19 protein-coding genes are annotated in these 25,005 nt (G+C 48.7%); 16 read left to right on the forward strand and 3 right to left on the reverse strand.

The genetic code is table 11. The annotated features are described in order from the left end of the window. Positions 1–22 precede the first annotated feature (22 nt). From GKG41_RS06070 to hydG, 14 genes are all read left to right on the forward strand, one after another. Positions 23–8,881 (forward strand): prepilin-type N-terminal cleavage/methylation domain-containing protein, encoded by an 8,859-nt coding sequence (locus GKG41_RS06070; RefSeq protein ID WP_154257650.1) that lies wholly within the window; start codon positions 23–25, stop codon positions 8,879–8,881. Then, a complete protein-coding gene (locus GKG41_RS06075; protein ID WP_154257651.1) occupies positions 8,868–9,491 on the forward strand; it encodes a hypothetical protein in 624 nt (207 codons plus the stop codon). Before GKG41_RS06070 ends, GKG41_RS06075 begins: the two co-directional genes overlap by 14 nt. Then, entirely contained in the window at positions 9,491–9,820 is a 330-nt protein-coding gene (locus tag GKG41_RS06080) for a hypothetical protein (RefSeq protein ID WP_154257652.1), read from the forward strand. Before GKG41_RS06075 ends, GKG41_RS06080 begins: the two co-directional genes overlap by 1 nt. Positions 9,821–9,830: 10 nt before the next feature. After that, a complete protein-coding gene (locus GKG41_RS06085) occupies positions 9,831–10,454 on the forward strand; it encodes a prepilin-type N-terminal cleavage/methylation domain-containing protein (protein ID WP_154257653.1) in 624 nt (207 codons plus the stop codon). A 335-nt stretch (positions 10,455–10,789) separates the two neighbouring features. Then, positions 10,790–11,284, forward strand: a complete 495-nt coding sequence (locus GKG41_RS06090) for a type II secretion system protein (RefSeq protein ID WP_154257654.1) — start codon at positions 10,790–10,792, stop codon at positions 11,282–11,284. Positions 11,285–11,300: 16 nt separating this feature from the next. After that, positions 11,301–11,744, forward strand: a complete 444-nt coding sequence (locus GKG41_RS06095; protein ID WP_154257655.1) for a hypothetical protein — start codon at positions 11,301–11,303, stop codon at positions 11,742–11,744. A gap of 97 nt (positions 11,745–11,841) precedes the next feature. Beyond that, the gene (locus tag GKG41_RS06100; RefSeq protein WP_154257656.1) at positions 11,842–12,636 is read left to right on the forward strand and encodes an A24 family peptidase; all 795 of its coding nucleotides are present in this window, start codon (positions 11,842–11,844) and stop codon (positions 12,634–12,636) included. Between the two features lie 34 nt (positions 12,637–12,670). Then, a complete protein-coding gene (locus GKG41_RS06105; protein ID WP_154257657.1) occupies positions 12,671–13,879 on the forward strand; it encodes a type II secretion system F family protein in 1,209 nt (402 codons plus the stop codon). A gap of 58 nt (positions 13,880–13,937) precedes the next feature. After that, positions 13,938–14,849, forward strand: a complete 912-nt coding sequence (locus tag GKG41_RS06110) for a hypothetical protein (RefSeq protein WP_154257658.1) — start codon at positions 13,938–13,940, stop codon at positions 14,847–14,849. A gap of 211 nt (positions 14,850–15,060) precedes the next feature. Continuing rightward, positions 15,061–15,657 (forward strand): hypothetical protein, encoded by a 597-nt coding sequence (locus tag GKG41_RS06115; protein WP_154257659.1) that lies wholly within the window; start codon positions 15,061–15,063, stop codon positions 15,655–15,657. A 3-nt stretch (positions 15,658–15,660) separates the two neighbouring features. Next, positions 15,661–16,323 (forward strand): type II secretion system protein GspM, encoded by a 663-nt coding sequence (gspM, locus tag GKG41_RS06120; protein ID WP_154257660.1) that lies wholly within the window; start codon positions 15,661–15,663, stop codon positions 16,321–16,323. 57 nt (positions 16,324–16,380) lie between these two features. Then, positions 16,381–18,054, forward strand: a complete 1,674-nt coding sequence (locus GKG41_RS06125) for a GspE/PulE family protein (RefSeq protein WP_154257661.1) — start codon at positions 16,381–16,383, stop codon at positions 18,052–18,054. 14 nt (positions 18,055–18,068) lie between these two features. Continuing rightward, the gene (locus tag GKG41_RS06130; RefSeq protein ID WP_154257662.1) at positions 18,069–19,124 is read left to right on the forward strand and encodes a type IV pilus twitching motility protein PilT; all 1,056 of its coding nucleotides are present in this window, start codon (positions 18,069–18,071) and stop codon (positions 19,122–19,124) included. A gap of 171 nt (positions 19,125–19,295) precedes the next feature. Continuing rightward, positions 19,296–20,708: a [FeFe] hydrogenase H-cluster radical SAM maturase HydG gene (hydG, locus tag GKG41_RS06135; protein ID WP_154257663.1), complete on the forward strand. Its 1,413-nt coding sequence runs from the start codon at positions 19,296–19,298 to the stop codon at positions 20,706–20,708. A gap of 51 nt (positions 20,709–20,759) precedes the next feature. Here the strand turns inward: hydG and GKG41_RS06140 are convergent, their stop codons facing one another. Together GKG41_RS06140 and GKG41_RS06145 are read right to left on the reverse strand one after the other, a co-directional pair. Next, entirely contained in the window at positions 20,760–21,545 is a 786-nt protein-coding gene (locus GKG41_RS06140) for a prolipoprotein diacylglyceryl transferase (RefSeq protein ID WP_154257664.1), read from the reverse strand. 26 nt (positions 21,546–21,571) lie between these two features. Continuing rightward, entirely contained in the window at positions 21,572–22,051 is a 480-nt protein-coding gene (locus tag GKG41_RS06145) for an S-ribosylhomocysteine lyase (RefSeq protein WP_154257665.1), read from the reverse strand. A gap of 147 nt (positions 22,052–22,198) precedes the next feature. Here GKG41_RS06145 and trpS point away from each other — a divergent pair, with 147 nt between their 5' ends. Together trpS and GKG41_RS06155 are read left to right on the forward strand one after the other, a co-directional pair. After that, complete coding sequence (gene trpS / locus GKG41_RS06150; RefSeq protein ID WP_154257666.1) at positions 22,199–23,203, forward strand: tryptophan--tRNA ligase; 1,005 nt, start codon at positions 22,199–22,201, stop codon at positions 23,201–23,203. Between the two features lie 157 nt (positions 23,204–23,360). Next, positions 23,361–23,861 carry a heme-binding protein gene (locus tag GKG41_RS06155; protein ID WP_154257667.1) on the forward strand — a complete coding sequence of 167 codons (501 nt, stop codon included), beginning with the start codon at positions 23,361–23,363 and terminating at the stop codon, positions 23,859–23,861. A 158-nt stretch (positions 23,862–24,019) separates the two neighbouring features. Here GKG41_RS06155 and GKG41_RS06160 read toward each other — a convergent pair whose 3' ends face one another. Continuing rightward, on the reverse strand, positions 24,020–24,931 hold the full coding sequence (locus tag GKG41_RS06160; RefSeq protein WP_154257668.1) for an RluA family pseudouridine synthase: 912 nt from the start codon (positions 24,929–24,931) through the stop codon (positions 24,020–24,022). Between the last annotated feature and the right edge of the window lie 74 nt (positions 24,932–25,005).

Below are 25,005 nucleotides of genomic sequence, written 5' to 3' on the forward strand. Positions count from 1 at the left end.
GATAGAATAGAGATGACCCTCTATGGCCGGAAATAAAAAGAATAAGAACAAAGGCTTCACTCTGGTGGAAGCGATTGTAACACTTACCATATTAGGAATTTTACTGACGATTGCGGGCTTAGGCTTATCGGCGTATCTGCGCCATTCTGCCTTTGTGCGCAATAATAATTATGCCCAGACAATTTATTATGCGGCATCTTCTTCCCTGAACCACTATAAGTCCACCGGGCAGCTGAAGGAACTTCAGGAGTATATGACACAGGGAGCCGGAAAGAATCAGACTGTGGACAGCTCTATGGTGGAGGATATGCCGGAGGAATATGACGGACGTCTGTACTATCTGACTTTGGTGCCCGGCAGCGCTGACACGGAGCGTTTATATGAATTGCTGGAGCCTTATATTTATGATGAATCTGTGCTTGACGCGGCCATTACTGTGGAATTCGATCCTGCGGAGGGACTCGTCTATTCGGTCTGTTACAGTGACTACGCAGACTCTTTCTACTACCAGAAGGGAGAGAGGACGAAGGAAGACCGGGGAAGTGTGAATATCAGCAGCCGTACCCGCAGCATCCGCAAAGAGCGGATGATTGGCTATTATTCGTCAGATGAAATGTCCGAACAGTCACCGGGAGCCCTGGGCAAGCCTGAGCTTCAGGAGGTGGAGCTGGTAAACGACGAAGAACTTACCCTGAACTGGTATCTGAAAAAGGAGTATTCTGCACTGACCCAGTATCTGAATTATTCTATTAAGCTATATGACAAAGAGTCTAAAAAGCTCCAGGCCACGCTGGAAGTGAACACAGAGGATAAGAATAAGATTCTGAAAAAAGGTTCTGACCTGGGGAATAAGATATTCTGTGATGTTACTCTTTACAGCTATGGGGCGGACGGAAAAGAAGAAAGCCATACCGTGATGAAAGACTGTCCTTTTTATGCCTACGGGGAGGGCAGCAGGCTCACTCTGGTTTTGGATGCCGTGGACCTGGGAGCTGTGGAAAAAACCTCCGTGGATGAGATGAAGGATACCCTGAGTGTCATCCGATTGGGACTTCAGGAGAAAACCATATATGCCAGAGTCAAAGCTTTTGCCAAGAATTATAAAGCCAGCGCCTGGAAACAGAGCAACAGTTCCTGCACCACCTTTGGGTCTGCCGTCCAAAACGGAAACCAGACAGTCTATGGCGTGAAGAATGCAAGGCATCTTTATAATATACGGTTTTCTGAGAAGGAACGGGAGGCTCTTGCAGGGAAGAAAAAGGACACATCCAAAATTATTTATTCCCAGACAGGAAATATCAGGTGGAGTCGGGAGAACAGCATTCTCAGCAGGGAGCACGTCTATCAAAACGGCGCTGTACTGACTTCCGAACAAGATATAAATAATACAGCCTTTCCTCCCATCCGGAAGTTAACGGAAAGTTCCGCATATACAGGAAAAAGCGGCAATACAAAATACACCATAGAAAACCTGATTCTAAAGGCAGACAGCCCAAAAGTGGAAGAAGGTGACAAAACCCCCCAGGTGATAGAACCTCTGGGTCTGTTTGCTGTGAATGAAGGAACCATACAGGGGGCGGCCCTTTTGGAGGTGACCGCAGAGGGGGACAGCTGTGTGGGCGCGCTCTGCGGCAATGATAAGGGCAGTATTTCTGACTGCACGGTCAGCGGTTCTGTTACAGGGACTACAGATGTAGGAGGCCTTGTCGGAATCCAGACAGGAGAAAGGGATGCGGTGTATAAAAACCTGACCAACCAGGCTCATGTCTCCGGAAAGCTCCGGGTAGGAGGGATCATCGGGAGCATTGGAAGAACAGCAGGGGAGGATGAAAAGGAAAAAACAGGGGATACTCTTGAAAACTGCAGAAATTACGGGGGCATTACAGCCAGTGAGGCCTCCGGCAAATACATAGGAGGCATCACTGGATACAGCGACGGAGGGATCCTAAAGGACTGCGTCAGCACCCCTTCCGTATCTGTGAACTATGAAGAAGAGAAGCCTGCGGATTTGTTTGGAGATTTTGTGGGCGGAATTGTGGGATACTCGAAAGACAGCGCCATCAGCGGCTGCAAGACCAGCAACCGTGATATACATAATAAAATCACAGACGCTTACGTTGTGGGAAAACGTTTTGTGGGCGGGATTGCCGGATTTACGGAGGACAGTATACTGGACGGCAGCCTGCAGGCGAACCAGGCAAATATTCTGGGAGAATCCTATGTGGGCGGAATCGTGGGAGCCAACGGGATTCTGGACGCGGAAACGGGTACAGTATCAAAGGATGGCAAGAATGAAAAAACTGTGGAAAACTGGACCAATGAAGGGATAGTTGTGGCCACAGCAGCCTTCGGAGGCGGGATTGCCGGATATAACGGCGGAAGGATTCTCGGCTGCACCAGCAGTGTGAATACCCTGTCCCAGGATGGGGAAGAGCTCCTTGCCAGGACGGAAAAGCTTGGGAAAAACGGAGATTATATCGGGGGAATTGCCGGTTATAATGAAGGAACCATACGAAGCAAGGACGGCACCAGGGTGACCAGTGTAGTGGCCGGACATAACTATGTGGGCGGAATCGCGGGGTATAACCGGGCAGGGGATACCGGGGAGAATGCGAGCATACGGGGCTACACCCTTGCGGGGGGTTACATCAGCGGCAGCTGCTTTGTGGGCGGATATGTGGGTCTGAACACAGGGACAGATATTTTCACAGAGGGCAGCCGCAGGATTGACTCCAATCCCAATGCGGTGGAGGGCTCCTATTTTGTGGGAGGTGTATTCGGAGGAAATATTATCTCCGTCTATGAGGAGAAAAGGATCCCCATTAACTGCGGGACAGACAACTTCCTGGGAAGTATCCGGGCAGAAGCAGGGGCTTTTGCCGGGGGATATGCGGGCTATACCCAGCTCGTGGCAACCGGGGAGGAGGCAGAAAAAACAGCCGCTCTCTACTGCACCATAGCTGACCGGCATGCCGGGGATGTTCCCGGGATGACAGGTGAGGTACTGGCAAATGAACTTTCCGCAGCTTCTACTACAGATGCTGTTTTAGAAATGTACAACGAAGAGGACGGCCGGGGAGGAAATCAGAATACTTTAAAATCTGTTGAGGCTGAGCTCTATGCAGGCGGTGTAGTGGGCTATAATGCCGGTAACACCAGCCTTCTTCTCAAAGGCATTCAGAACAACACACCGGTATACGCCTATTCGGATACTGAAAATCAGGAGCTCTCCTATACGGAAACCTTTTCCTATGCCGGAGGGGTGATAGGCATAGCCTCCGAGCGGGTTACCATTGATGACTGCAGAAATACAGACAAAGGAATCGTACGGGGACAGGGAACCTATACCGGCGGGATCGTGGAGGTAAACCAGGGGACGATTCAGAACTGTACCGTGGGCTCCATGACCGGGGAATCCTTCCTGGGAGGAATCGCAGGGCTTAATAAAGGCGGACGGATCGAAAACTGCACCCTTACCGGCCAGATGAGGGGAGATTCCTATTTGGGCGGTATTGTATGCCGAAACGAGGGGGAGATTGTCTCCTGCCGTGTGCTCCCTGACGATGCGCAAGTGTCTTCGGTTATGGGAGACGGCAGCTATATCGGCGGTATCTCCGCGGTGAACAGCGGTGATAAGGCCAGCATTACAGGCTGGGAGATCAAAGGAGATATAGAAGGTGCCGGGAGCTTTGTGGGCGGAATCGCCGGAAGCAATGAAAACGCGGCCGTTATCGGTCTTGAGAAAAAGCAGGAGGCTGCCCAGTCCGGAACCATTACCGGCGGGGAGCATGCGGGCGGAATCGCCGGAGTTAACGGAGGGGACATTTATGCCTCAGGGGAACTTCTGGAGAATACGTTTACAGTAAGGGCTTTGGAAGGAAACGCCGGGGGAATCGCCGGCCTGCAAAGGGAAACAGGAAATATCTCAGGCACCGGAAACACAGGCAGTATTATTGCGGAAAAGGGAAATGCCGGGGGGATTGTCTGTGACAACCGGGGCAGAGTAGAGGCTTCGGAAAACAGCGGGGAGGTCACTGCTGCAAACGGAGAGGCGGGAGGCATCTGCGGGGAAAACAGCGGGACAGTTACCGGATGCAGAACGCTCGGCGGAACTCTGTCTGGCCAGGGGGCTCTGGGAGGAATCGCCGCCGCCAACTATGGAAGAATTGAAGACAGCAGTCTCTTAAGCAAGGCAGAGCTTGCTATTATGGGGGGACAGCCAGAAAATTATATCGGAGGCATAGCAGGCAGGAACACAGGGGTTATTGTCACCAGCAAGGTGGGCAGTAAAACTGCACCGGTACGGTTATCCTCCGACGAGGACAATTCCAATGTGGGCGGTGTGGCCGGCTATAACGGGCCGGAAGGCCGCGTGGACGGGATGAAAGCACCGGAAACGGTATGCTATGCGGATATTATCCTGGAGGGCAAGGCCCAGGGAAATCTGGGAGGGATCGCCGGTGTCAATGAGGGCACTATCTCCTATTACGGGGCGGCGGGCCGCATCCAGGGATCTCAGGCCCAGGGACAGCCGTACGGCATCGGGGGAATTGCCGGCGTCAATGGAAACGGAACAAATACAGCGGTAATCCGCAATTGTACATATCAGGGAGAAAGCCTGAAAGGGGGAAAGGGCAGCATACACGGGAATGGCATCTCTACCACCAGTGAGGATCTGGCGCGTGTGGGCGGCATAACCGGCCAGAACCTCTTGAGGGGAGAGATCCGCCAATGCACCATTGGGGGCGGCAGCAGCATTACAGGAAGCCTCTCCTACCTGGGCGGCCTCGCAGGCTATAACCAGGGACTTATCCAGGATTGTATTGAGCAGACAGAGTCCGTGGTGGTTCAGGGGATAAAGAGCAGCTGTGTGGGAGGTGCTGTGGGATATAACGGGGACGAGGGCAGGACTGCCAATGTCTCTGTGGGCATTGCTGACAGTACACAGGAAAGCAAGAACTGGAGCATTGTCAACAGCCAGAATACAGCCCATGAATTCGGCACAGGGGGCATCATTGGAAACAATGTGTCCCGCTGCGACCAGAGCGGGCTTACAAACCATGCTTCCGTTAAAACGGATCAGTATTATGTGGGAGGAATCATAGGCATTCAGGCCAATCGGATTTCCCAGGGAACCTTAATCTCAGACTGCAGAAATACAGGTTCCGTCTACACCTCCAGGTACGGCGCCGGCGGGATCATAGGCTTTCTGAGGGACTACGGAGTCACCGTAAGGGGCTGTGTGAACCAGGGAAAGGTGACGGCGGACTGCAGCCGGGACACTGCCTACAGGGCAAGGGCTGCGGGGATACTGGGAGATGCCTGGACCAATACGGCTGACATGCAGATAACTATTATGAACTGCGGCAATGAAGGAATCATTGACACCGGCATGTCCGGCAGCCCTTATGCGGCGGGAATCTTCAGCTATGTCAATGCGGTTTCTGCTTCTCAGGTTACCCTCAGCGACTGCTACAACGCAGGGGTTGTGAAAAACTCTACAGACGGCGGAGGAATCGTGTCTAATCTGAACGGCAACATGTCAGTTACGCTGATCCGGTGTGTCAACTATGGCAGCGGACTGAATCCATCGGGGGATTTCTCGGGCATTACCGGCCGTACAAAGGCTGTTATGGAACACTGTTTCGGGGTGGGAAAGGCTGATTACCCTCTCGCCAGAACAAACAAAAGCATGGGAAGCCTGAATTATTATTTCGGATACGGGAATGTGTCATCGGCAAGCGGAGGGAAACGGCTGGCTTACCCCAGCGGCTGGGACTCCTCGGGCTGGGGCTCATTATCTAATGCAAATAAAAAGCTGAATGGCTTTGATTTGACCTTTTCATCCAATCCGGCCGCCGGAAAAATCTACGATAATGCTTCTACGGCTCAACAGCTGCAGACAGCGGCAAATAAGATAAAAGATATCTGTAAGGCGCCCATTGAGAAATATTTTGCCCAGTATTATGGAGCTGTTACATTGGGAGAACCCCAGAATTTCGGGGCTAAAGCCAATGGGGATACCTACACCGCGTCCTGGAGCCGGGGGACCAACGGGGATAGGGTATATTATTATGAACTGAAATTATACCGGGCGGGAGAGACCGAGCCTGTGAAGGTGGTGCAGGTACCGAAAAACCAGTTTTCGGCCGAATTTTCCATAGACAGTGCATGGCCGGACGGTACAGCCTTTTGGATTACTCTCCAGGCTGTGAGCGGCAATTCTTCCAGAAGCTCGTCCATTTTAAAGACAGAAACCTTTTACACGGCAGAATCTCTTCCTGAGCCGGAGCTGGTATATTATATTACAGGGGGAAGCTCCTCCCAGATTCAGGGATATTTCTCAGTGGCTAATCTGGAGGAGTATAAGAAACTGACGAATGACAGCTGGCAGATTCACATCACTACAGATGCAACAGGAGAGATGATTCTTGGGCAGTCCAATGAAGGAAGGGTATCTCATACCTTTAATTCCGGAAAAAGGAATCTTTCTACTGTCTGCTGGGCGGAGGACAGCACCGGAACCTACAGGACATCAGCTGTGGTGTCCCAGCTCTCCTATCTCCGATCACCGAAGCAGCTTCCGAGGGTGGCCAGAACGATCTACAGTTCAAGCTTATCCGGAACCTCCGTGAGCGATATGAAATACCAATTTGAGGTTAGAAACAATAACAAGGGGGACTCCTTCGGAATAGACTACAGGGCAGAGATGCTCCATGGGGATGAGATTTTGGCGGAGACATCGGCCAAGATTCAAAAGGAAGGTGCGCAGACTACAGTTTCCCTGGATTTTGCGGCGCTGTCCGAGGAAGAATTTGAGAAGCTGACCAGGGTAGAAGCCGCCGGAGAGACGATTACCATACGATATTTTGCGTGGACCAGCGGCATCGGCACATATTATCAGAATGTGGAGAACAGTGATGCAAGAGCCAACGGCTCTTACCTGAACGGAGACAGATACTATAGTGTTTCTCTGGCCCAGGGACCGTACGCCGGAGAGGACAGATTTACATTTGTTATGCCTCCAAGGCTGGATCTGGTTTCCATCAGCGACACGATGGGGTATGAGGAAACCGGAGGAAAAGACAGGTATACATTTTCATGGAACTCAAAAGCGCCCTGGCTGTATGATGTCCAACTGATTGGATATAAGAGTGAAACAGATACCGAGGGAGTTGAGATTATTTCAAGAAAAGGAATGACAGATACCACGCTGACTGTGGACGGAACCAGCTGGAGTTACAGCCGGGTAAGATTGTATGTCACCCACAGAGGGGTGAGCGGGGAATCCATAGACAGCAGGCAGTCCAGAGACTACCGAATAACCAGAAGACTGTCGCCGGTATCTCAGCCGAAGGCAGTGCTGCCCTCCAGAGATAACCTGATTTACCAGGTTACCTGGAACCCTCTCACCGATGAGGAACAGTTGAAGTGCTTAGACAGCTATCTGCTCACAGCCTCCGCGGGAGCTAAGACTGTGACAGCTTCGGCAGGTAAAGAGGATACCAGCTTCCTCCTGAATTTGGAGGAATTCAATGCCCATGACAGGATTTCCATTACCGTTACAGCTGTCTCAGCCGATACCTCCAGGTATCTGAATTCCAGAGCCAGTGTTCCGGTTACCGTAGAACTGCCCCAGCGGCTGACAAAGCCGGATCCGGATACCACAGGCTTCCAGATAACTCTGGACCCGGACTATCAGGCAGAATACGGCGGGGGACTGACGGAGGAAGAATTCCGTCTGAACGGACTTACCCTTAGCGCAGCGGCGGAAACCACAGAGGAAGGCGCCTATGCAGGTGAGGCATATATCACAGAGACGGCGGAAGTGGAGGAAACTCCACTGTATCAGCTGAATTCCTATACGATGAACGGAAGTCTCAAATCCGCAGACTATAATTTCCTGGGAGTCCCCACGGAGTATGCGGGCAAATACCTGCATATAAGAGTCAGAGCGGTATCGAATAACATTGTATCTTCCCAATGGAGCCAGTGGTATACGTTCCGGCTGCCGAAGGTGAAGATAGCCACACCGGACCTGTCTCAGACAGACAGCCGGGAAATTATATGGAAAGAAAAAACTAACAATGGAGTTACCACAGGGGAAAGCTCTATCAAGGCGGTACACACGGCACTTGCATGGAATGGGGTTACCTATGGCAGCGGCTACCAGCTTACCTGGGTACCGCTGGATACAGGTGCGGACACAGCTTATACTGTCTATCTGCATTCTACTGAAGATCCGGGAGAGCCTTTTGAACTCTGGATGCGTCCCGAGGATATGGATCCGGAATTCCAGGAAGTTATCCAGGATGCCGGACCGGCAGGAACCGGGGAGAACCGGTATGTGAAACTGCCCTCCACCGTCAGCCAGGAAACCGGGCGGACACGGTATACCTTCCAGATTCCCCACAGTTACCAGGTCAGCGGAAGGGACAGCGCAGCCGGATATCAGTATCAGCTGTATGTGAATCCACAGATACAGTGCACGGTCACAGATGCCGGGGATGTGAGTTTTGTCTATATCGCACCGGATATGACAGTTCATAATCAGGAATACCATATGACAGCATCGGCGGTACTGCGGGCGTATTCCTGGGAAAAAAGTGAGTACAGAGAGGCTTCCTATCCGGTATCCTGGCAGCTCAACCGGATCACTGCTTACGGTGAGTATATTTATGAAATTCAGGAAACGCTGGATACTGCAGAGAGCGCGGGCCAGATAGGACTTCTGCCGGAAAGGGCGGAGATAAGAGATTTCCTGACCCAGGAGTTGTTCGACGATATCATGGATAGAAAGCTTAAGGAGCTGCTGTCCGCGGATCTCCTGAGGGGAGCAGCAGAAAAAAGCGGGGATGGTGTAGAGAATGACAAGGAGTAAAGGGAAAGATAAGCTGTATGCCGCCTCCCGAAAACGGGAGGGGTATACAATGATCGTAGTGCTCTGCCTTATGGCCCTTTTTATGGCTCTTGCCCTGTCGCTGATCCTGGCCTCCTCTGTGGCTGTCAGCCGGGCAAATCAGGCATACGCCCAGGAACAGTGCCGGATATCGGCCATCTCCTTTAGCAAACTGCTGGAAGACTATCTGGGGCGTGATACCAACCAGTTAACTATTGGCATCCGCCATGAGATAGAAGGCCAGAAGTGGCCGTACTATGATGAGGACGATACCTCCGGTGTGCATAATAAGATGAATGCCATGAAGAATTTTTCCGTTGATACCGCTTTCCAGCCTGAGGTTGAGGAAAAGGCAGGAACGTTAAAGGTAAAGATGTATTGGCAGACCAATGACGAGGAGGCAGTGAATGATCCGGAACATCCGGAGTATACGGACAGTGAGCTGGTGGTGATCGTAACCTGCAGCTTCAGGAAGCAGGAATACAATGTCACCACAAGATACCGGGCCACTGTTGAAAAGGAAAGCGGCGGTGAAACCGGTGAGAAAAATGTGTGGGACGGAACCTGGAACAGAATCGGGAGGGATGAATAATGATACAAAATAAAAAAGGAACTACTCTTGTAAGTGTAATCGTTTCTTTTGCCATTCTTATGATTGTTATTTTACTGTTTTCCCGTTCAGTGACTTTATCACTGAATCTGTCCCAAAAAGCTGATAAAATTCTACAGGAGACTACGGAGGCAGTGAATACTTACTACACAGGGACCAACGCGCAGGCTACACCCTGTATTCTGAACATGACAGAGGACGGAGGAAGCGGTTCGTCCATTGCAGTAAAGTTGAATCCGGAATTCTGCGGGAAGAACAGTGTGGATACGGATAAGGTGATTTATTATTTTACCCCCCAGGGCGGAGAGTAGGGAATGACAAATGAATGAGCTGAAGAAGACAAACGGAACCACACTGGTGGAGTTGATGGTGGCCTTTGCCATAGCCGGAATCTTCATGGTGTCTGCTACAATGCTGATCTCTTCGTTTACCAATGTCTATCTGCGCATTATCAACAGAAACCGCATTCAGGATATCAGCAATGTTGTAATGGAAAAGGTTGTGGAGGAGCTGACTTATGCATCGGAAACTGCCACGGAAGTGGATCCAGACAAGATAAAGGGAAGCGTGATGCTCTCCGGGGAGGACGGCAGCGGGAATTATCTTGTGGCAGAATACAGCAACAAGGACGGCAATCCGGTGCGGATGAGCACACAGGCAGACGGGGAGGGAAACCAGAAAGGACTTCTTCTGGAATACCAGCCCATATATGAGAATAATTCCCCGGATGGAGCCATCCTCTATGAAGGCTCCCAGTGGTATATGGGTAAGGGCTTCTACAAGAAAAACCAGGTGGACCTAAGGTTCAGGAAGATAGAGAATACGGCGTGTATTGAGGTAATCCTAACGGTATCGGATGAAAAAGGCCGGTACAAAAAAACAACAGAAAAATGCGTGGAATGTATCGATCTGGACCCGAATGATGTGCAGGGGGAAGGCGGCTGATGCATACACAATACTGCAAATAATATGTAGAATTGTGTTGATTTCCAAACTCCTTTTTGTTGACTTACACAGGAGAGTACTGTATAATTTTTGTTAAGAATATACAATTTATAGAAGTTATAAAATATATAAACTGAATTAATTATTGAGTGATTTTTATGAACAGAAAGTCAGCTTTGAACATAGAGTTAGGAATAATGATTGGTGTTCATCAGGTACGGAAAGGCTTCTAAGAAGAATTTAGGCGCAAAGCCTCTGTATCTGTTTTATAACGTCACGAGCCGTGGGGCGAGGGCGGGAACATATAGAAAAGGAGAGAAAGGAAGTAGATTTACATGAATGTAATGAAAAAATTGAAAGATTCCAGGAAGAATAAAAAGGGTTTTACGCTGGTTGAGTTGATCGTTGTATTGGTAATTTTGGCGATATTAATGGCTATTTTGATTCCGGCGTTGACTGGGTATATTAGGAAGGCACAGGATAAACAAGTGCTGGCAGAAGGAAGAAATGTTTTAATGGCTGCACAGACTGCATTGTCAGAACAGTATGAGGCTAAAACTGACACTGGAAAGATTGCAGATGTGGCAGCTGATATAGTTGCTGAGATTTCAGATTTAACTGATGGAGAGTTGACAGGTAGTTATGAAGTAGTTGCTAACCCTGATACGTATAAAGTAGAAAGCTTAAAATATGATAATGGCAAAAAAGTGGCCGTTTATTCTACCACAGGCGCTAACAAAGGATGGACCGTAGAAAAATCTTCCGAGGCAGGCGTTGGTGATGACCCGGTAGTAAAGGCAAGTACTCCAAATCCGCCGGCTGGAGAATAATTAAGTTAATTAGTTTATGAAACTAATATTAAAAAAGAGTTTTGATAAAGCAGGATTATCAAGAATTGATATACTGGTACTTAGTATTATTATATTAGTTCTCACCGCAGTGCTTGCGCCCACTGCCCGATATTACATGCAACGCGCCGACGCCAGGGCTATTCTGACGGAGGCAAAATCTGCGAAGATGGCAGCTTACGTAACCGCTCTCGAGCACGCAACAGAAGGGAGCCCTTTCCAGGACCAGTCTCAGCCCTATGGCTTTGCAAAAGGCGTGGAGGAAGAAGTAGTTGAGCTTGCCGGCTGTCCCGGAGAGGTTTATTTGCAGCAGTATGATGCAGCAAAGATAGAGTTTTACAAACTGCTCTATATAGAAGGCGCATACACTGTGACCTACTCGCAGGATGAGGAAGGGGAACATTGGAATGTGTATTATTCGAAACACGTAATACAACATTAGAATATTTCCTGAAAAGTTTTACAGGCTACTGCTGGTTTGGACAGCAGTAGCCTGTAAGAGCTTATATTGAGACATAACTTTTAAACCAGGAGACCGTATGTTATACTTTTTAGAGACTTTATTGTTTGTATTGATATTTTTATTCGGCGCCTCTTTCTTTTCTTTTTTGAATGTGGTAATCTACCGGCTGCCGGGGAAGATATCTTTTGTGGGGGGAAGGAGCTTCTGCCCGATCTGCGGGGAGACCTTAAAGGGACGGGACATGATTCCCATTCTCAGCTATCTCCTTCTAAGAGGAAAGTGCAGGAACTGCGGGGCACCTATATCACCCAGATATCCCCTGGTGGAAGCCCTGGGCGGATCTTTTAGCGCCCTTTGCCTGCGGCAATTCGGAAATACCGTGGAAGGATTTTATCAGATCACGCTGTCTGCAGTTACAGTGTTTGCTTTTTTATCCATTTTAACAACAGTTGCTTTTATAGATATAGATACCATGGAGATACCCAATGGATTGGTGCTTGCGGCAGCCGGCTGCGGCCTGGTCTCAGTTTTTGTGTTTCCTGATATCACATTGCTTTCGAGAATAATCGGAGTATTCTCCGTTAGTGTTCCGCTGCTGCTCATTACCCTTTTGATTCCGGGGGCGTTTGGAGGCGGAGATATAAAGTTAATGGGGGCCTGCGGGCTGTTTTTGGGATGGCAGTTAAGCCTGCTCTCCCTATTCCTGGCAGTTTTGAGCGGAGGGCTCTATGGAGGGGGACTGCTGGCTTCCGGGAAGAAAGGGAGAAAGGAGCATTTTGCATTTGGCCCTTTTTTGTGTGCCGGGATGGGAATTGCTTTTTTTTGCGGAAATGAGATACTGAACTGGTATCTGGGATTTTTTCAATTTTGACAACAAAGACCAAAAGTAAAGGCAGGTGAACGGTTTGCCAAAGTATAAATATCGGGCCAGAGGACTGGACGGTACGGAGACAAAAGGGTATGAAGATGCCGCTGGGGAAGAGGAGCTGTACGAAAAATTAAAAGCAGCCGGACAGATTTTGATCTCCTGTTCTGAGAAAAAGGAAAATCGCTCAGAGAAACGGTTAAAGCCGGCTGTCCTGGCAGATTTCTGCAGACAGCTGGGGACGCTTCTCACAGCGGGAGTGTCGTTAGTACGGGCCCTCAATATCATTGCCCAGGAAAGGAATCTGAAGCCCAGAAGCAGAGGGATCTATGAAAACGTGCTCCGGCTGATTCGGCAGGGCGTTCCCCTGTCGGAGGCTATGGAATCCCAGGGTCCTGCTTTCCCGGAGATCCTTATCTATATGTTCCGGTCCGCAGAGGCCAGCGGCAGTCTGGACAAAACCGCCATACGTATGGCAGTGCACTTTGAGAAAGAGCACAGACTGAACAGCAAAGTGAAAAATGCCATGATCTACCCTTTGATCCTGATTGTTATGGTTGTGGCGGTGGTAATATTTATTGTATCTTATATCATTCCCCAGTTTTCAGAAGTGTTTGACACAATGGAACAGCTGCCGCTTCCCACCCGCATGGTGCTTGGGATCAGCGATACCATCAGGAGCCACTGGCTGCTCATCGGTATTATCCTTTTAATCGCAGGGGTGATTCTCTCTTTTGTCCTCCGGATTCCGCAGGTGAGGCTGGGAATGGATCAGCTGAAATTAAAGCTCCCTGTGATCGGAAAACTGCTGCGGACAATCTATACAGCCAGATTTGCAAGAACCTTAAGTTCTCTGTATTCCAGCGGCCTGCCCATTATCACAGCTCTGCAGGTGGGAAAGAGGACGGTAGGCAACACCTACATAGAATCCCAGTTTGAAGCGTCTATACGTTCTGTGCGGGCCGGAGAGACGCTGGCCAGTTCTCTGGCATTGATTGACGGCTTTGAGAACCGCTTGGCTTCCACTATACTCATAGGAGAAGAGACAGGAAGCCTGGACAGTATGCTGGATGTTATCGCGGATGCCCTGGAATATGACGCCGAGCTGGCGATCACAAAGCTTACCACACTGCTGGAGCCGGTGCTGATTATTGTAATGGGCGTGATCATAGGATTTATTATGATTGCAGTCCTGCTTCCGATTTTCCAGTCCTACTCTGCCATTGAGAATTCCGGGGGAGAGTATTAGACGGCCCAGAATGCGGGGATACCGGATTTGTCTAAATTACCAGGAGGAATGATAACACATGACAACATCTATATATCTATCAAATAATACCATACAGATTCTGACCGGGGAGAAGGGAAAGTGCAGCAAAGTGGAGCATTTATATTGCTTTGACCTGGAAGAGGGAAATCTGATGAACGGAGTCATTACCAATGAAAACGGACTTCAGCAGGAGCTTCTTGGACTGTGGAAGGAGCATAATCTCCCGGTGTCCAAGGTATCTCTGGTGATCGACAGCACCCATTTTACCACCAGGCTGGCTACCCTTCCGGTATTGAAGGAGCAGAAAATGAGGGAGCTGTTAAAGAGAGAATTTTCGGACATGGATTCTCTTCAGGATCCTCTTTACGATTATATGCCCCTGGAAGAGAACCGGGGAGCGAAGATGGGGAAGGTCATGTGCGCCGCAGCTGAGAGAAGCTTTGTCGGCAGTTTTGTGGAGTTGTTTGAACGGATGGGGATCAGCATTATCTCTGTAAAGCCTGCTCTGTGCAGTGCGGTTCTTCTGCTGGGTGCCCATGAGGCGCTGGCGGAGAGTACCTGCATTATTCTTCTTCTGGATGGGGATAATCTGGTAAGCGCCCTTCTTGTGGGCGGAAAGTATGTGTATTCCAGCCGTGCCAGGCTCTTTAGTGAGCACGGTACACCGGAATTTGCCGTGGAAGTGGCGAGAAATGTCAGTGGAATTATGCAGTTCCATACGTCGGAGAAACTTGAAAATGTAATCACCCACGTCTATCTGGGGGGATTCTTCGGAACAGACGCGCGTTTGTCTGCAGAGAATATTGCAGGACTGGGACTGGCGGTGGAGCGGGTTCCGGAGACAAAGCGGATCCAGATGCCTTCGGAGCGGGAGGTTTATGTGGAGACAAAAATGGGGTCCCCTGCGCTCTGCGATTATGTATATGCGGCAGGAAATTTTATCTTGTAAGCAGATAAGACTCCCACCCCTATAGGTGGTGAGTAAAAAACAAAATCGTCTTGGTGGGAGTCCAATCTCCTTCCAAGATAAAGCCTCCGGCGGATTGCAGAGCTGCACAGATGTATTATGTCATGCAGAGTATGACGTGCAGCTCGCAGCAAGTACACCGAGGCGTACTTGAATCAGCAGGCATAATTCCAGGGAAAATGAGGTGTACAAAATGAGACAGGCGAATAAAAAAGATATTAACTTTTATCTTCAATTTAAGAAGAACCCCAATCAGGAGCAGATGAAAAAGAAAATACTGGCTATTGCGGTTCCGGGCGGTGTTCTTGTTGGTGTCTGCGTTGCGGTATCGCTGGTATTTCTGATTTCGAATCTGATGCTCCAGAATAAGCTGAATGGAATCAATGCGTATCTGACCGATGAAACAAATCTGCAGAAATACGATGAGGTGAAGGCCCTGGAGACGGAGAACTCTGTTTTGGAGGCTTATATCGCGTCAGATACCTATGCATGGAAGGCGATACAGTCTTATCCCAGAGCCAACAGCATTGTGGTAAATGAGATTTTGGCGTGCGGGCAGGGAAAGATTGGCATACAGATTAACAGCTATGATGCCAGGACCGGGATGTTCCAGTTTACGGCAACGGCAGCCAACGCTGAAGAGTGCAATGCGTTTATTGCCGCACTGAAGAACTCTGAGGTTTTTGCAGATGTACAGTATTCCGGATATGGCTACGAGGACAGCCGGCAGTCTTACCTTATTAATGTGAGCTGCTTCCTCAGCGAGACAGCCGGCAGGCAGGAGGGATAAGCAGTGACGACAAAATTGACAAACAGGGATAAAGTTCTTATCACGGTTTTAATTGTATTCCTTGTGATCGCGGGCTTCGTTGTGTTTATCATACTTCCGGCCGTGGACAAGAGGAGTGAGCTTCAGCAGCAGATTGAGCAGGCAGAGACGGAGAAGTCGGAGATGGAGTCAGAGATTGCACTGCTTCCGTCCTACCAGAAGAGAAAAGAAGAAAATGAGGCAAAACGCCGGGAACTAATCCAGGATTTGTATCCTATGATGGAGAATCAGGAGATTGACAAAATGATCACCAATATGATTCTGGATATGGGCCTTATGGCAAGAGATTTTACAGTGTCGGTCCGCCCGGAGAACAGGAATTTTACGCCGTATACAGCCTCGGCCATGGGAATGGAGGAAGCGCTTACCCAGGAGGAGGGAGCCCAGGACAGTGAAAAGGATACCGCCGGAAATGAAATCTATATCTCGGATATCACAGTGACGGCAATCGGAAGCCTGGAAAGCCTTCAGGTACTTATAGACAGTGTCACCAATGAGTATCCGGCTCTCAGAGTTGTGAGCTATACCATTGGAGATAAGGATGCGCTGATCCTGGACACAGACCAGAGCGTACGCACACATTCTACGCTGACCATTAGTCTGGAGATGTATATGTGCGGCAAATAGAGAGAAAAGAATGCCCGGGGCATCTATCATACTTGCCCCGGGCTTGGTTCGGAGGAAATGATTGTGAAGAATATTCCTATTGGAGAAGTGCTGAAAGAGTATGGCTATATCACCGAAGAGCAGCTTCAGAGAGCTCTGGCATATCAAAAGGAGCACAGAGAAAAACGTCTGGGTGCTATTTTGATGGAACTGGGGTTTGTGACAGAAAAGCAGATGATCCAGGCTTTGGGACAGCGCCTTGGAATGAAAACAGTGGAGCTGAGCCAGATTACCGTGAATATTGAGGCTGTGGAGAAGGTGCCCAGGCAGCTTGCGGCCCGGTACCACGTGCTGCCGGTGGACACCGACGGGCAGACCCTTACGCTGGTGACAAACGATCCTTTGAACTTCTACGGTCTGGAGGACATCCGTCAGTTGACAGGGATGAATCAGGAAGTACTGCTGGCTGAACTTGCCCCTCTGAATAAGGCAATTGATTACTACTATGCGGAAGTAAATGCCCGTATGGCGGCAAAGGATGCCAACCAGAGCATAGAAGAGCCGGTGATAGAAGAGCTTGAAGTGGAGGACGGCGGCGGTGATGTGCCTGTAATCAAACTGCTGAACAGTCTGATTCACAGGGGATATCAAACTAACTCCAGTGACATTCATATAGAACCTTTTGAGGACAAAACCTTGGTGCGTATGCGTATGGATGGGACAATTGTTGACTATGTGACCCTGCAGCGGTCCCTGCACCCTTCGCTTATTGCCCGTATTAAGATAATTTCAAATCTGGATATTGCAGAAAAAAGAATCCCTCAGGATGGCCATTTCCGCATTAAGATTGAAAATGAAAATGTGAATGTCCGTGTGTCGGTTATTCCCACGGTGTTTGGAGAGAAGGCAGTGCTTCGTCTTCTGGCGAATAATTCAGTGATTGATCATGCCGGACAGTACGGAATGAATGATGAGAACTATAATAAATTCCGCCGGATGCTTCAATCTCCCAACGGTATTATTTACCTCACAGGCCCTACCGGATCGGGAAAGACTACGACTCTGTATATGGTACTGGAGGAGCTGTGCAAAAAGCAGGTAAATATCTCCACCATTGAAGACCCTGTAGAGAAGAACCTGACGAGAGTCAATCAGATGCAGGTCAATACCATGGCAGGTCTTACCTTTGAGGTTGGCCTTCGGGCGCTTCTCCGCCAGGACCCTGATATCATCATGGTGGGGGAGACAAGAGATGCAGAGACTGCTTCCATCTCCGTCCGCTCTGCCATTACCGGCCATCTGGTGCTCTCTACCCTTCATACTAATAATGCCGTGTCTTCCATTGTGCGTCTGGTGGACATGGGCTTAGAGCCTTATCTGATCGCAAACTCTCTGGTGGGAGTGGTAGCCCAGCGGCTTATGAGAAAGCTGTGCCCACACTGCTCCTATGAAGATATGCTTACTTATGAAGAGGCAGCCCTGCTGGGAACAGACAGGAAGGCTGTGCGCAGGGCCAAAGGATGCAATCGCTGCAATCACACAGGATACCAGGGGAGAATCGCCATCCATGAGATTCTGCTCATTGACAAAGAGATACGCAGGATGATATCTGCTGGCTCCGCCATGGAGGAAATTTCTGCATATGCACTGAAGACACAGGGGATGAAGACTCTGAAAACCAGCGCATTGGAGCTGGTGGAAACCGGGGTGACGACGATAGAAGAGCTGATGAAGGTTGCCTATTATGAATAGAGAGGGAGACTGCTATGAATGAAATCTTTGAGATAATCCAGGAAGCCAGGAAAAGAGGAGCCTCAGATATCCATATTTCCCAGGGACTGCCCATGCTGTTCCGCATCAACGGAAGTCTTGGGGAGGCCGGGGGAGCAATGGATGAGGGGAAGACCAGACAGGTGATTCTTTCCATGCTTTCTCTGGAACAAAAAGGACTGCTGGAGGGAGGGGAGGATCTGGACTTTGCCGTTGAGACACCGGACGGGAACCGGCAGCGTGTCAATGTATTTTGCCAGCAAAAGAAGTATGCGGCTACGATCCGTCTTTTGAACAACCAGATTCCCACCCTGGAAGAGCTTCAGCTTCCTAAGGTGCTTCGGGAACTGGCAGACAAACCCAGAGGTCTGATTCTGGTGACAGGTCCCACGGGAAGCGGGAAATCCACCACTCTGGCAGCCATGATCGATTATATTAACCAGAACAGAGCAGAACACATTATTACCATAGAGGATCCCATCGAGTATGTATACACCCGCAAACTGTCCCTGATTCATCAAAGGGAAGTAGGGTGCGATGCTCAATCCTTTGCCACAGCCCTTCGGTCTTCTCTCCGGGAGGATCCGGATGTTATCCTGGTAGGGGAAATGAGGGATTATGAGACGATCTCAGCTGCCCTTACCGCTGCGGAGACGGGTCATCTGGTACTCTCTACCCTTCATACTACCGGAGCTGCCCAGACCATTGACCGTATCATTGATGCCTGCCCGGGCGCTGCCCAGAACCAGGTGCGGACTCAGCTTTCCGGAATACTGGCCGGTGTTGTTACCCAGTGTCTGATCCCAAGAATGGACGGTTCCGGCAGGATCGCGGCTACGGAGATACTGGTGGGAACTGATGCGGCACTCAATCTGATCCGGGAGAATAAATGCCATCAGATGAATACCATTATGCAGTCCGGTGCTTCTGTGGGGATGCACTCTCTGAACGCAGATCTGGCCAATCTGGTGCGGAAAAAAGTAATCAGTAGCAGCAGTGCGTTTAAGTATTCCAATGACCGAAAGGACCTGGAACAATACCTGACATTTTAAAATGTCCGGGAATTACGGCAGAACAAAAAAAGAATGTGAAAAAAATGTCAGAAAAATGCTTGAACTACTGGCAATGATAAGAAATATCATTTATAATAGAACTAATGCGGCGGTCCTCTGCAGGGCCGCCATATTGTTTCGACAAATTTATTTAAGAAAGAAGGAAATCCTATGTACGACGTTATGTCCAAAAAAGCTACGGAGTTTATCAATCATGAGGAAATCCTTGACACTTTAGAATATGCCAAGGCGAATAAGAATAACCGGGAATTGATTGATTCTCTCATTGAGCGTGCAAAAGACTGTAAGGGTCTGTCACATCGGGAGGCAGCTGTCCTCCTGGAATGCGAAGAGCATGATCTAGTAGAAAAAATGTTTGAGGTGGCAAAAGAAATCAAGGAAAGGTTCTATGGAAACCGTATTGTCATGTTTGCCCCTCTGTATCTGTCCAATTACTGTATCAACGGCTGTGTGTACTGTCCGTACCATTCCAAGAATAAGCATATTGCCAGAAAAAAACTGACCCAGGAAGAAATCCGCAAAGAAGTAATTGCACTGCAGGATATGGGACATAAACGTCTGGCCCTGGAAGCCGGTGAGGATCCTAAGAATAATCCCATTGAATATATTCTGGAAAGCATTGAGACCATTTATGGAATTAAGCACAAGAACGGAGCCATTCGACGGGTAAATGTAAATATTGCGGCTACCACAGTGGAGAATTACAGAAAGCTGAAGGATGCGGGTATCGGGACCTATATCCTCTTCCAGGAAACTTATCATAAGGAAAACTATGAGGCGCTCCATCCCACAGGACCCAAACACGACTATGCTTATCACACCGAGGCCATGGACCGGGCCATGGAGGGGGGCATTGATGATGTAGGATTGGGGGTTCTCTATGGATTAAATACATACCGTTATGATTTTGTGGGACTGCTGATGCATGCAGAGCATCTGGAGGCAGCTATGGGGGTAGGGCCTCATACCATAAGCGTTCCCAGAATCTGCCCTGCGGACGATATTGACACCGCAGACTTTTCCAATGCCATAGATGATGAAACCTTTATGAAGATTGTAGCTGTTATCCGTATCGCGGTTCCCTACACAGGCATGATCGTTTCCACCAGAGAATCCCAGAGAGTGAGGGAAAAAGTCCTGGAACTGGGAATTTCCCAGATAAGCGGAGGATCCAGAACCAGCGTGGGAGGCTACGTAGAGCCAGAGGAAGAGAATTCCGCCCAGTTCGATGTAAGCGATACCAGAAGCCTGGATGAGGTTGTGAGGTGGCTGTGCCAGCTGGGCAATATCCCCAGCTTCTGTACCGCCTGCTACCGGGAGGGAAGAACCGGGGACCGCTTCATGACCCTGCTAAAATCAGGACAGATAGCAAATTGCTGCCAGCCCAATGCCATAATGACATTCAAAGAATACCTGATGGACTATGCCTCACCGGAGACGAGAGAGATTGGAGAAAAGCAGATTGAAAAAGAACTTTCCCATGTGAAAAGCGATAAGATCCGGGAGCTCACAAAAGAGCATTTAAAGGATATTGAGGAAGGGAAGAGAGATTTCAGGTTTTAAGTACAAAAGGGGGACGTGTTCTTTCTAGAAAGAACACGTCCCCTTTTGAGATCAGGGTGTCCCAGATTCGGAAAGGCCTGTCCCTTTTTTATATTTCTTCCCGCAGAACCAAAAGAAAATGATGCCTGCCAGAAAGGTAAAGATTGAGATAAACTGGGAGGTGGACAGCGCACCCACACTTCCCCGGATTAAATCTCCCCGGAAGAATTCCAGGATAAACCGTCCCGCACTGTATAAGATCAGATACAGAGCAGCGATCTGCCCGTTTGCCTTTACTTTTTTTGCCAGATAGATGAGCAGGAAAAAGTGGATAAAGTTCAGCGCACTGGATATGAGCTGTGTAGGGATAAGGGGTACTCCATTGGGTGCAAATTCTGAGCTGTGGAATGTGATGCTGAGGGGGCAACTGGATTCCATTCCGTAACAGCAGCCCGCCAGGAAGCATCCGATGCGGCCGAAACCCTGTGCCAGTGCAACGGAGGGGATCAGGATATCAAAATATTGGAGAAAATTAAGTTTCTTATATCTGCTGTAAATATAAAAAGTAAGGATTCCTCCCAGGATTCCTCCATAGACAACAAATCCATAGGAGAGATCCAAAAGTACTTTGGGATTTTCCAGAATTTCTTTTATATCGGTGATAAAAAAGAGCAGCTTGGCTCCCAGCAAACCACCAATCAGACAGAGAAAGGTGATGGCAAACACAGGTTCCGGGTTCAGATTGTTTTTCTTTGCCCGATATTCCCCCACCAGATAGGCAGCCAGAACACCAATAGCAATCATTAGCCCGTACCCGTGGATGGTGAGTGGTCCGATACTGAATAAGTCGTTTTTCATAATATAGTCCTTTGCTTTTCTTTTTATTATTCCGGATAGATTAATCGATCTCCGGTAATACCTGTGAGTACTTCCCTGAGATACTTATCTGCCAGATAATTGGCCATTCCCAGGTTCATGTCCAGATAGTTGCCGCAGTCCTTAGGGCTTGCACCGGGAATCTCACCGCGGTAATCTCTAATAAATTCAAACATACCGGTCAGAAGCTCTAAAATGTCGGTGGACTCATAATCCCCTGCCAGAAGAAGATAAAAGCCAGTGCGGCAGCCCATGGGGCCAAAGTAAATAATCTTATCCTTAAAGTCAGGATCGTTCCGAAGAAAAGTGGCGCCCAGATGCTCAATGGTGTGAACCTCTGCAGTATTCATGACAGGTTCGTCATTAGGAGCGGTCATGCGGATATCAAAGGTTGTGATTACCTGTTCACCCACCGGATCCTTGCGGGAGACGTAGACACCTGGTTTTAGTTTTATATGGTCGATGGTAAAGCTTGTGATTTTTTCCATTTTAATTCTCCTTTTTTCGTTAGTATATCCATTATAATGAATTGAGGGCATTCGTGCAACCCCTCCATTGACTTTCCATATCCCCGGTGATACAATAAAACCTAGCGAAAAAGCCGGCAGAAAGGCCCGAGTATGGAGGAAAATCAGATGATCAACGACAAGAAAATATTATTTAGCGGTATGCAGGCTACAGGAAATCTGACCCTGGGAAATTATCTGGGAGCTTTAAAAAACTGGGTGAATCTGAGCGACGAATACGAATGTTTCTACAGTGTCGTGGATATGCACTCGATTACGGTACGTCAGGATCCTGCTACCCTTAGAAAAAGAGCCAGAGCACTTCTGACTTTATATATTGCAGCAGGCTTAGATCCCAAAAAGAACTGTATTTATTATCAGTCCCATGTATCTGGACATGCAGAGCTGTCATGGATTCTGAATTGCTTTACCTATATGGGAGAGCTGAACCGTATGACCCAGTTCAAGGATAAATCTGCAAAGCACGCAGACAATATTAATGCCGGCCTCTTCACCTATCCGGTTCTTATGGCGGCAGATATTCTGCTCTACCAGGCCGATGTGGTACCGGTGGGCATTGACCAGATGCAGCATCTGGAGCTTACGAGAGACATAGCCATCCGTTTTAATAATCTGTACGGTGATGTCTTTACCGTTCCGGAAGCATATATCGGCAAAGTGGGTGCCAAAATCATGAGCCTTCAGGAACCGGGAAAGAAAATGTCAAAGTCAGATGAGAATCCCAACGGGAGCATTTACCTCATGGACGACCCGGATACCATTATACGGAAATGCAAACGTGCCGTCACAGATTCCGAAGCCTGCGTTGCTTACAGGGATGAGCAGCCGGGGGTGAAAAACCTTATTGACATATATAGTGCATGTACAGGAAAAACACCTGCCGAAGTAGAGTGTGAGTTCGAGGGAAAAGGTTATGGAGACTTTAAGATGGCAGTGGGTGAAGCAGTGGTAAGTATCCTGAAGCCTCTGCAGGACAGAGTAAAAGAGTTAGAGGCAGACAAAGCCTATATAGACTCCATCATCAAAGAAAACGCAGATAAGGCCAACTATTATGCAACAAAAACACTTCGAAAAGTACAGAGGAAAGTAGGTTTTCCGGATCGGATTCGTTAGACTTGAAAAGGGGGACGTGTTCTTTTTAAAAAGAACACGTCCCAAAATCGTCCCGGGGTGTCCCAAATTCCAATTGACCTGTCCCTAATTGCCGTTGTCACAGGTCAAAAAAAGAGCTATAATTAAGACAGCAAGAAAGTGACAGGAGGTAATGAATATGACGATTGATGAGGTTATTGCCGTACTGCAGATGCAGGAGGAGATTCTTCAGTTTAACCATTTTACAAATGAAGATGCGTGGGAGCTTGGAAATATAATTGTTTCTGAAGCTAAGAGAAGAGGACTGGATGTAGCTGTCAGCATCCGATTGAATAATGGATATACCGTGTTCCAGTACGCAGGAAATACCACCAATCTGAATGATGAAAGGTGGATGAGAAGAAAGTTCAATACTGTGAAGACCATAGAGAAGAGCAGTCTCAGGTTATACAGTGAACTGCAGAAAACAGGGGAATCTATGGAAGATTTGTTCCTGGATGAGAAGGAATATGCCTGCTGCGGAGGCGGTTTTCCCATTCGGGTGGAGGAAGTGGGTGTGATTGGTGCCATTGTAGTATCTAACCAGAACCATTTTGTGAATCATGATATTGTAATTAAGGGCGTGAGCCGGTATCTTCATATTGACGAGGTACCCAGGATCCGTACGGTTGGAATGTAATAGAATCAGAGGCAAAAAATCAGAAGGAAGCTGTGCTCGCCTGCGCAGCTTCCTTCTGATTTTTTGCCTCTGATTCTATTACATTCCAACTGTACGCTCCATTGCCTTAGCGCAGCACTTTGCATATAATCCGGCCGAACTACTTGTCCAACCCTATCCTAGTAAGGAGGAGCGGTGAGAATACGTTTCATATCCTCCGGGATATCGTCGGTAAAGGAAAGCATCTGCCGTGTAACCGGATGCTCGAATTCCAGGCGGTAAGAGTGCAGCGCCTGCCGTTTGATTTTCCGATAGTCAGGGTTGTAGAGGTAATCCCCGATAAGCGGATATCCCAGATATTTCATATGCACCCGAATCTGGTGGGTCCGGCCCGTATCGAGCTGAAGTTCCACCAGTGAATAAGAATCCCCAGTGTCTGACCCAACAGCAGCAATCCTGCGAAAATGGGTGACGGCCCGTTCCCCGCGGTGAAAATCAATCTGCCGTTCCATGGCAGAGCCTTCTTTTCTGGCAATAGGGGCGTCTATGGTTCCTTCTTCGGGGGGAATCCCCCTTACCACAGCCCGGTATGTCCGGTGTATCTGCCGGTCCAGCATCATCTGAGACAGGACAGCAGCGCTTAGCATATGTTTGGCAATAATCAGAAGACCCGTAGTATCTCTGTCAAGACGGTTAATACACCGGTAGACAAAAGTTTCTCCCTGCTGCTGATAGTAGTAAGCAATGCCGTTGGCCAGCGTGTTGTCATAATTATTCAGTGATGGATGAATGGGAGTGTCTGCCTCTTTATGAATGATCAGAATATCTTCATCCTCATACACAATGGTCAGGGGCATAGATACAGGGAGAATGTTGGGGGAGGAATCTTCCGGTGCCAGATAGACCGAGAGGAAATCCCCCTCTTTAAGTAAGGTCCGGACATATGCCCATTGGCCGTTAACCAGAATCCCATTCTGGGTTTTTTTCAGATGGACCAGGACATGGCGTGAGTAGCCCAGCTTCCGGAGATAAGAACCCACATCTGCGCCTGCGTCCTCTGCTGTGATGCTATAAGTAAATGTTCTTTTCATAATAGTTTTCATTCACGCCGGATAAATTTTACAGAGTACGTCTGCATCTTATAGAAAGGCGTGGATTGCCCTCA

The organism is Lactonifactor sp. BIOML-A5, assembly GCF_009677585.1.
GTDB lineage: Bacteria > Bacillota > Clostridia > Lachnospirales > Lachnospiraceae > Lactonifactor.

Excerpts from the sequence above, each read along its gene's own strand:
- GKG41_RS06075 (WP_154257651.1), top strand. The coding sequence starts at position 8,868 with ATGACAAGGAGTAAAGGGAAAGATAAGCTGTATGCCGCCTCCCGAAAA.
- GKG41_RS06080 (WP_154257652.1), top strand. The coding sequence starts at position 9,491 with ATGATACAAAATAAAAAAGGAACTACTCTTGTAAGTGTAATCGTTTCT.
- GKG41_RS06140 (WP_154257664.1), bottom strand. The coding sequence starts at position 21,545 with ATGAAAAACGACTTATTCAGTATCGGACCACTCACCATCCACGGGTAC.
- GKG41_RS06110 (WP_154257658.1), top strand. The coding sequence starts at position 13,938 with ATGACAACATCTATATATCTATCAAATAATACCATACAGATTCTGACC.
- GKG41_RS06085 (WP_154257653.1), top strand. The coding sequence starts at position 9,831 with ATGAATGAGCTGAAGAAGACAAACGGAACCACACTGGTGGAGTTGATG.
- GKG41_RS06100 (WP_154257656.1), top strand. The coding sequence starts at position 11,842 with ATGTTATACTTTTTAGAGACTTTATTGTTTGTATTGATATTTTTATTC.
- trpS (WP_154257666.1), top strand. The coding sequence starts at position 22,199 with ATGATCAACGACAAGAAAATATTATTTAGCGGTATGCAGGCTACAGGA.
- GKG41_RS06155 (WP_154257667.1), top strand. The coding sequence starts at position 23,361 with ATGACGATTGATGAGGTTATTGCCGTACTGCAGATGCAGGAGGAGATT.
- GKG41_RS06130 (WP_154257662.1), top strand. The coding sequence starts at position 18,069 with ATGAATGAAATCTTTGAGATAATCCAGGAAGCCAGGAAAAGAGGAGCC.
- GKG41_RS06125 (WP_154257661.1), top strand. The coding sequence starts at position 16,381 with ATGATTGTGAAGAATATTCCTATTGGAGAAGTGCTGAAAGAGTATGGC.
- hydG (WP_154257663.1), top strand. The coding sequence starts at position 19,296 with ATGTACGACGTTATGTCCAAAAAAGCTACGGAGTTTATCAATCATGAG.
- GKG41_RS06145 (WP_154257665.1), bottom strand. The coding sequence starts at position 22,051 with ATGGAAAAAATCACAAGCTTTACCATCGACCATATAAAACTAAAACCA.
- GKG41_RS06115 (WP_154257659.1), top strand. The coding sequence starts at position 15,061 with ATGAGACAGGCGAATAAAAAAGATATTAACTTTTATCTTCAATTTAAG.
- GKG41_RS06070 (WP_154257650.1), top strand. The coding sequence starts at position 23 with ATGGCCGGAAATAAAAAGAATAAGAACAAAGGCTTCACTCTGGTGGAA.
- GKG41_RS06090 (WP_154257654.1), top strand. The coding sequence starts at position 10,790 with ATGAATGTAATGAAAAAATTGAAAGATTCCAGGAAGAATAAAAAGGGT.
- GKG41_RS06095 (WP_154257655.1), top strand. The coding sequence starts at position 11,301 with ATGAAACTAATATTAAAAAAGAGTTTTGATAAAGCAGGATTATCAAGA.
- GKG41_RS06160 (WP_154257668.1), bottom strand. The coding sequence starts at position 24,931 with ATGAAAAGAACATTTACTTATAGCATCACAGCAGAGGACGCAGGCGCA.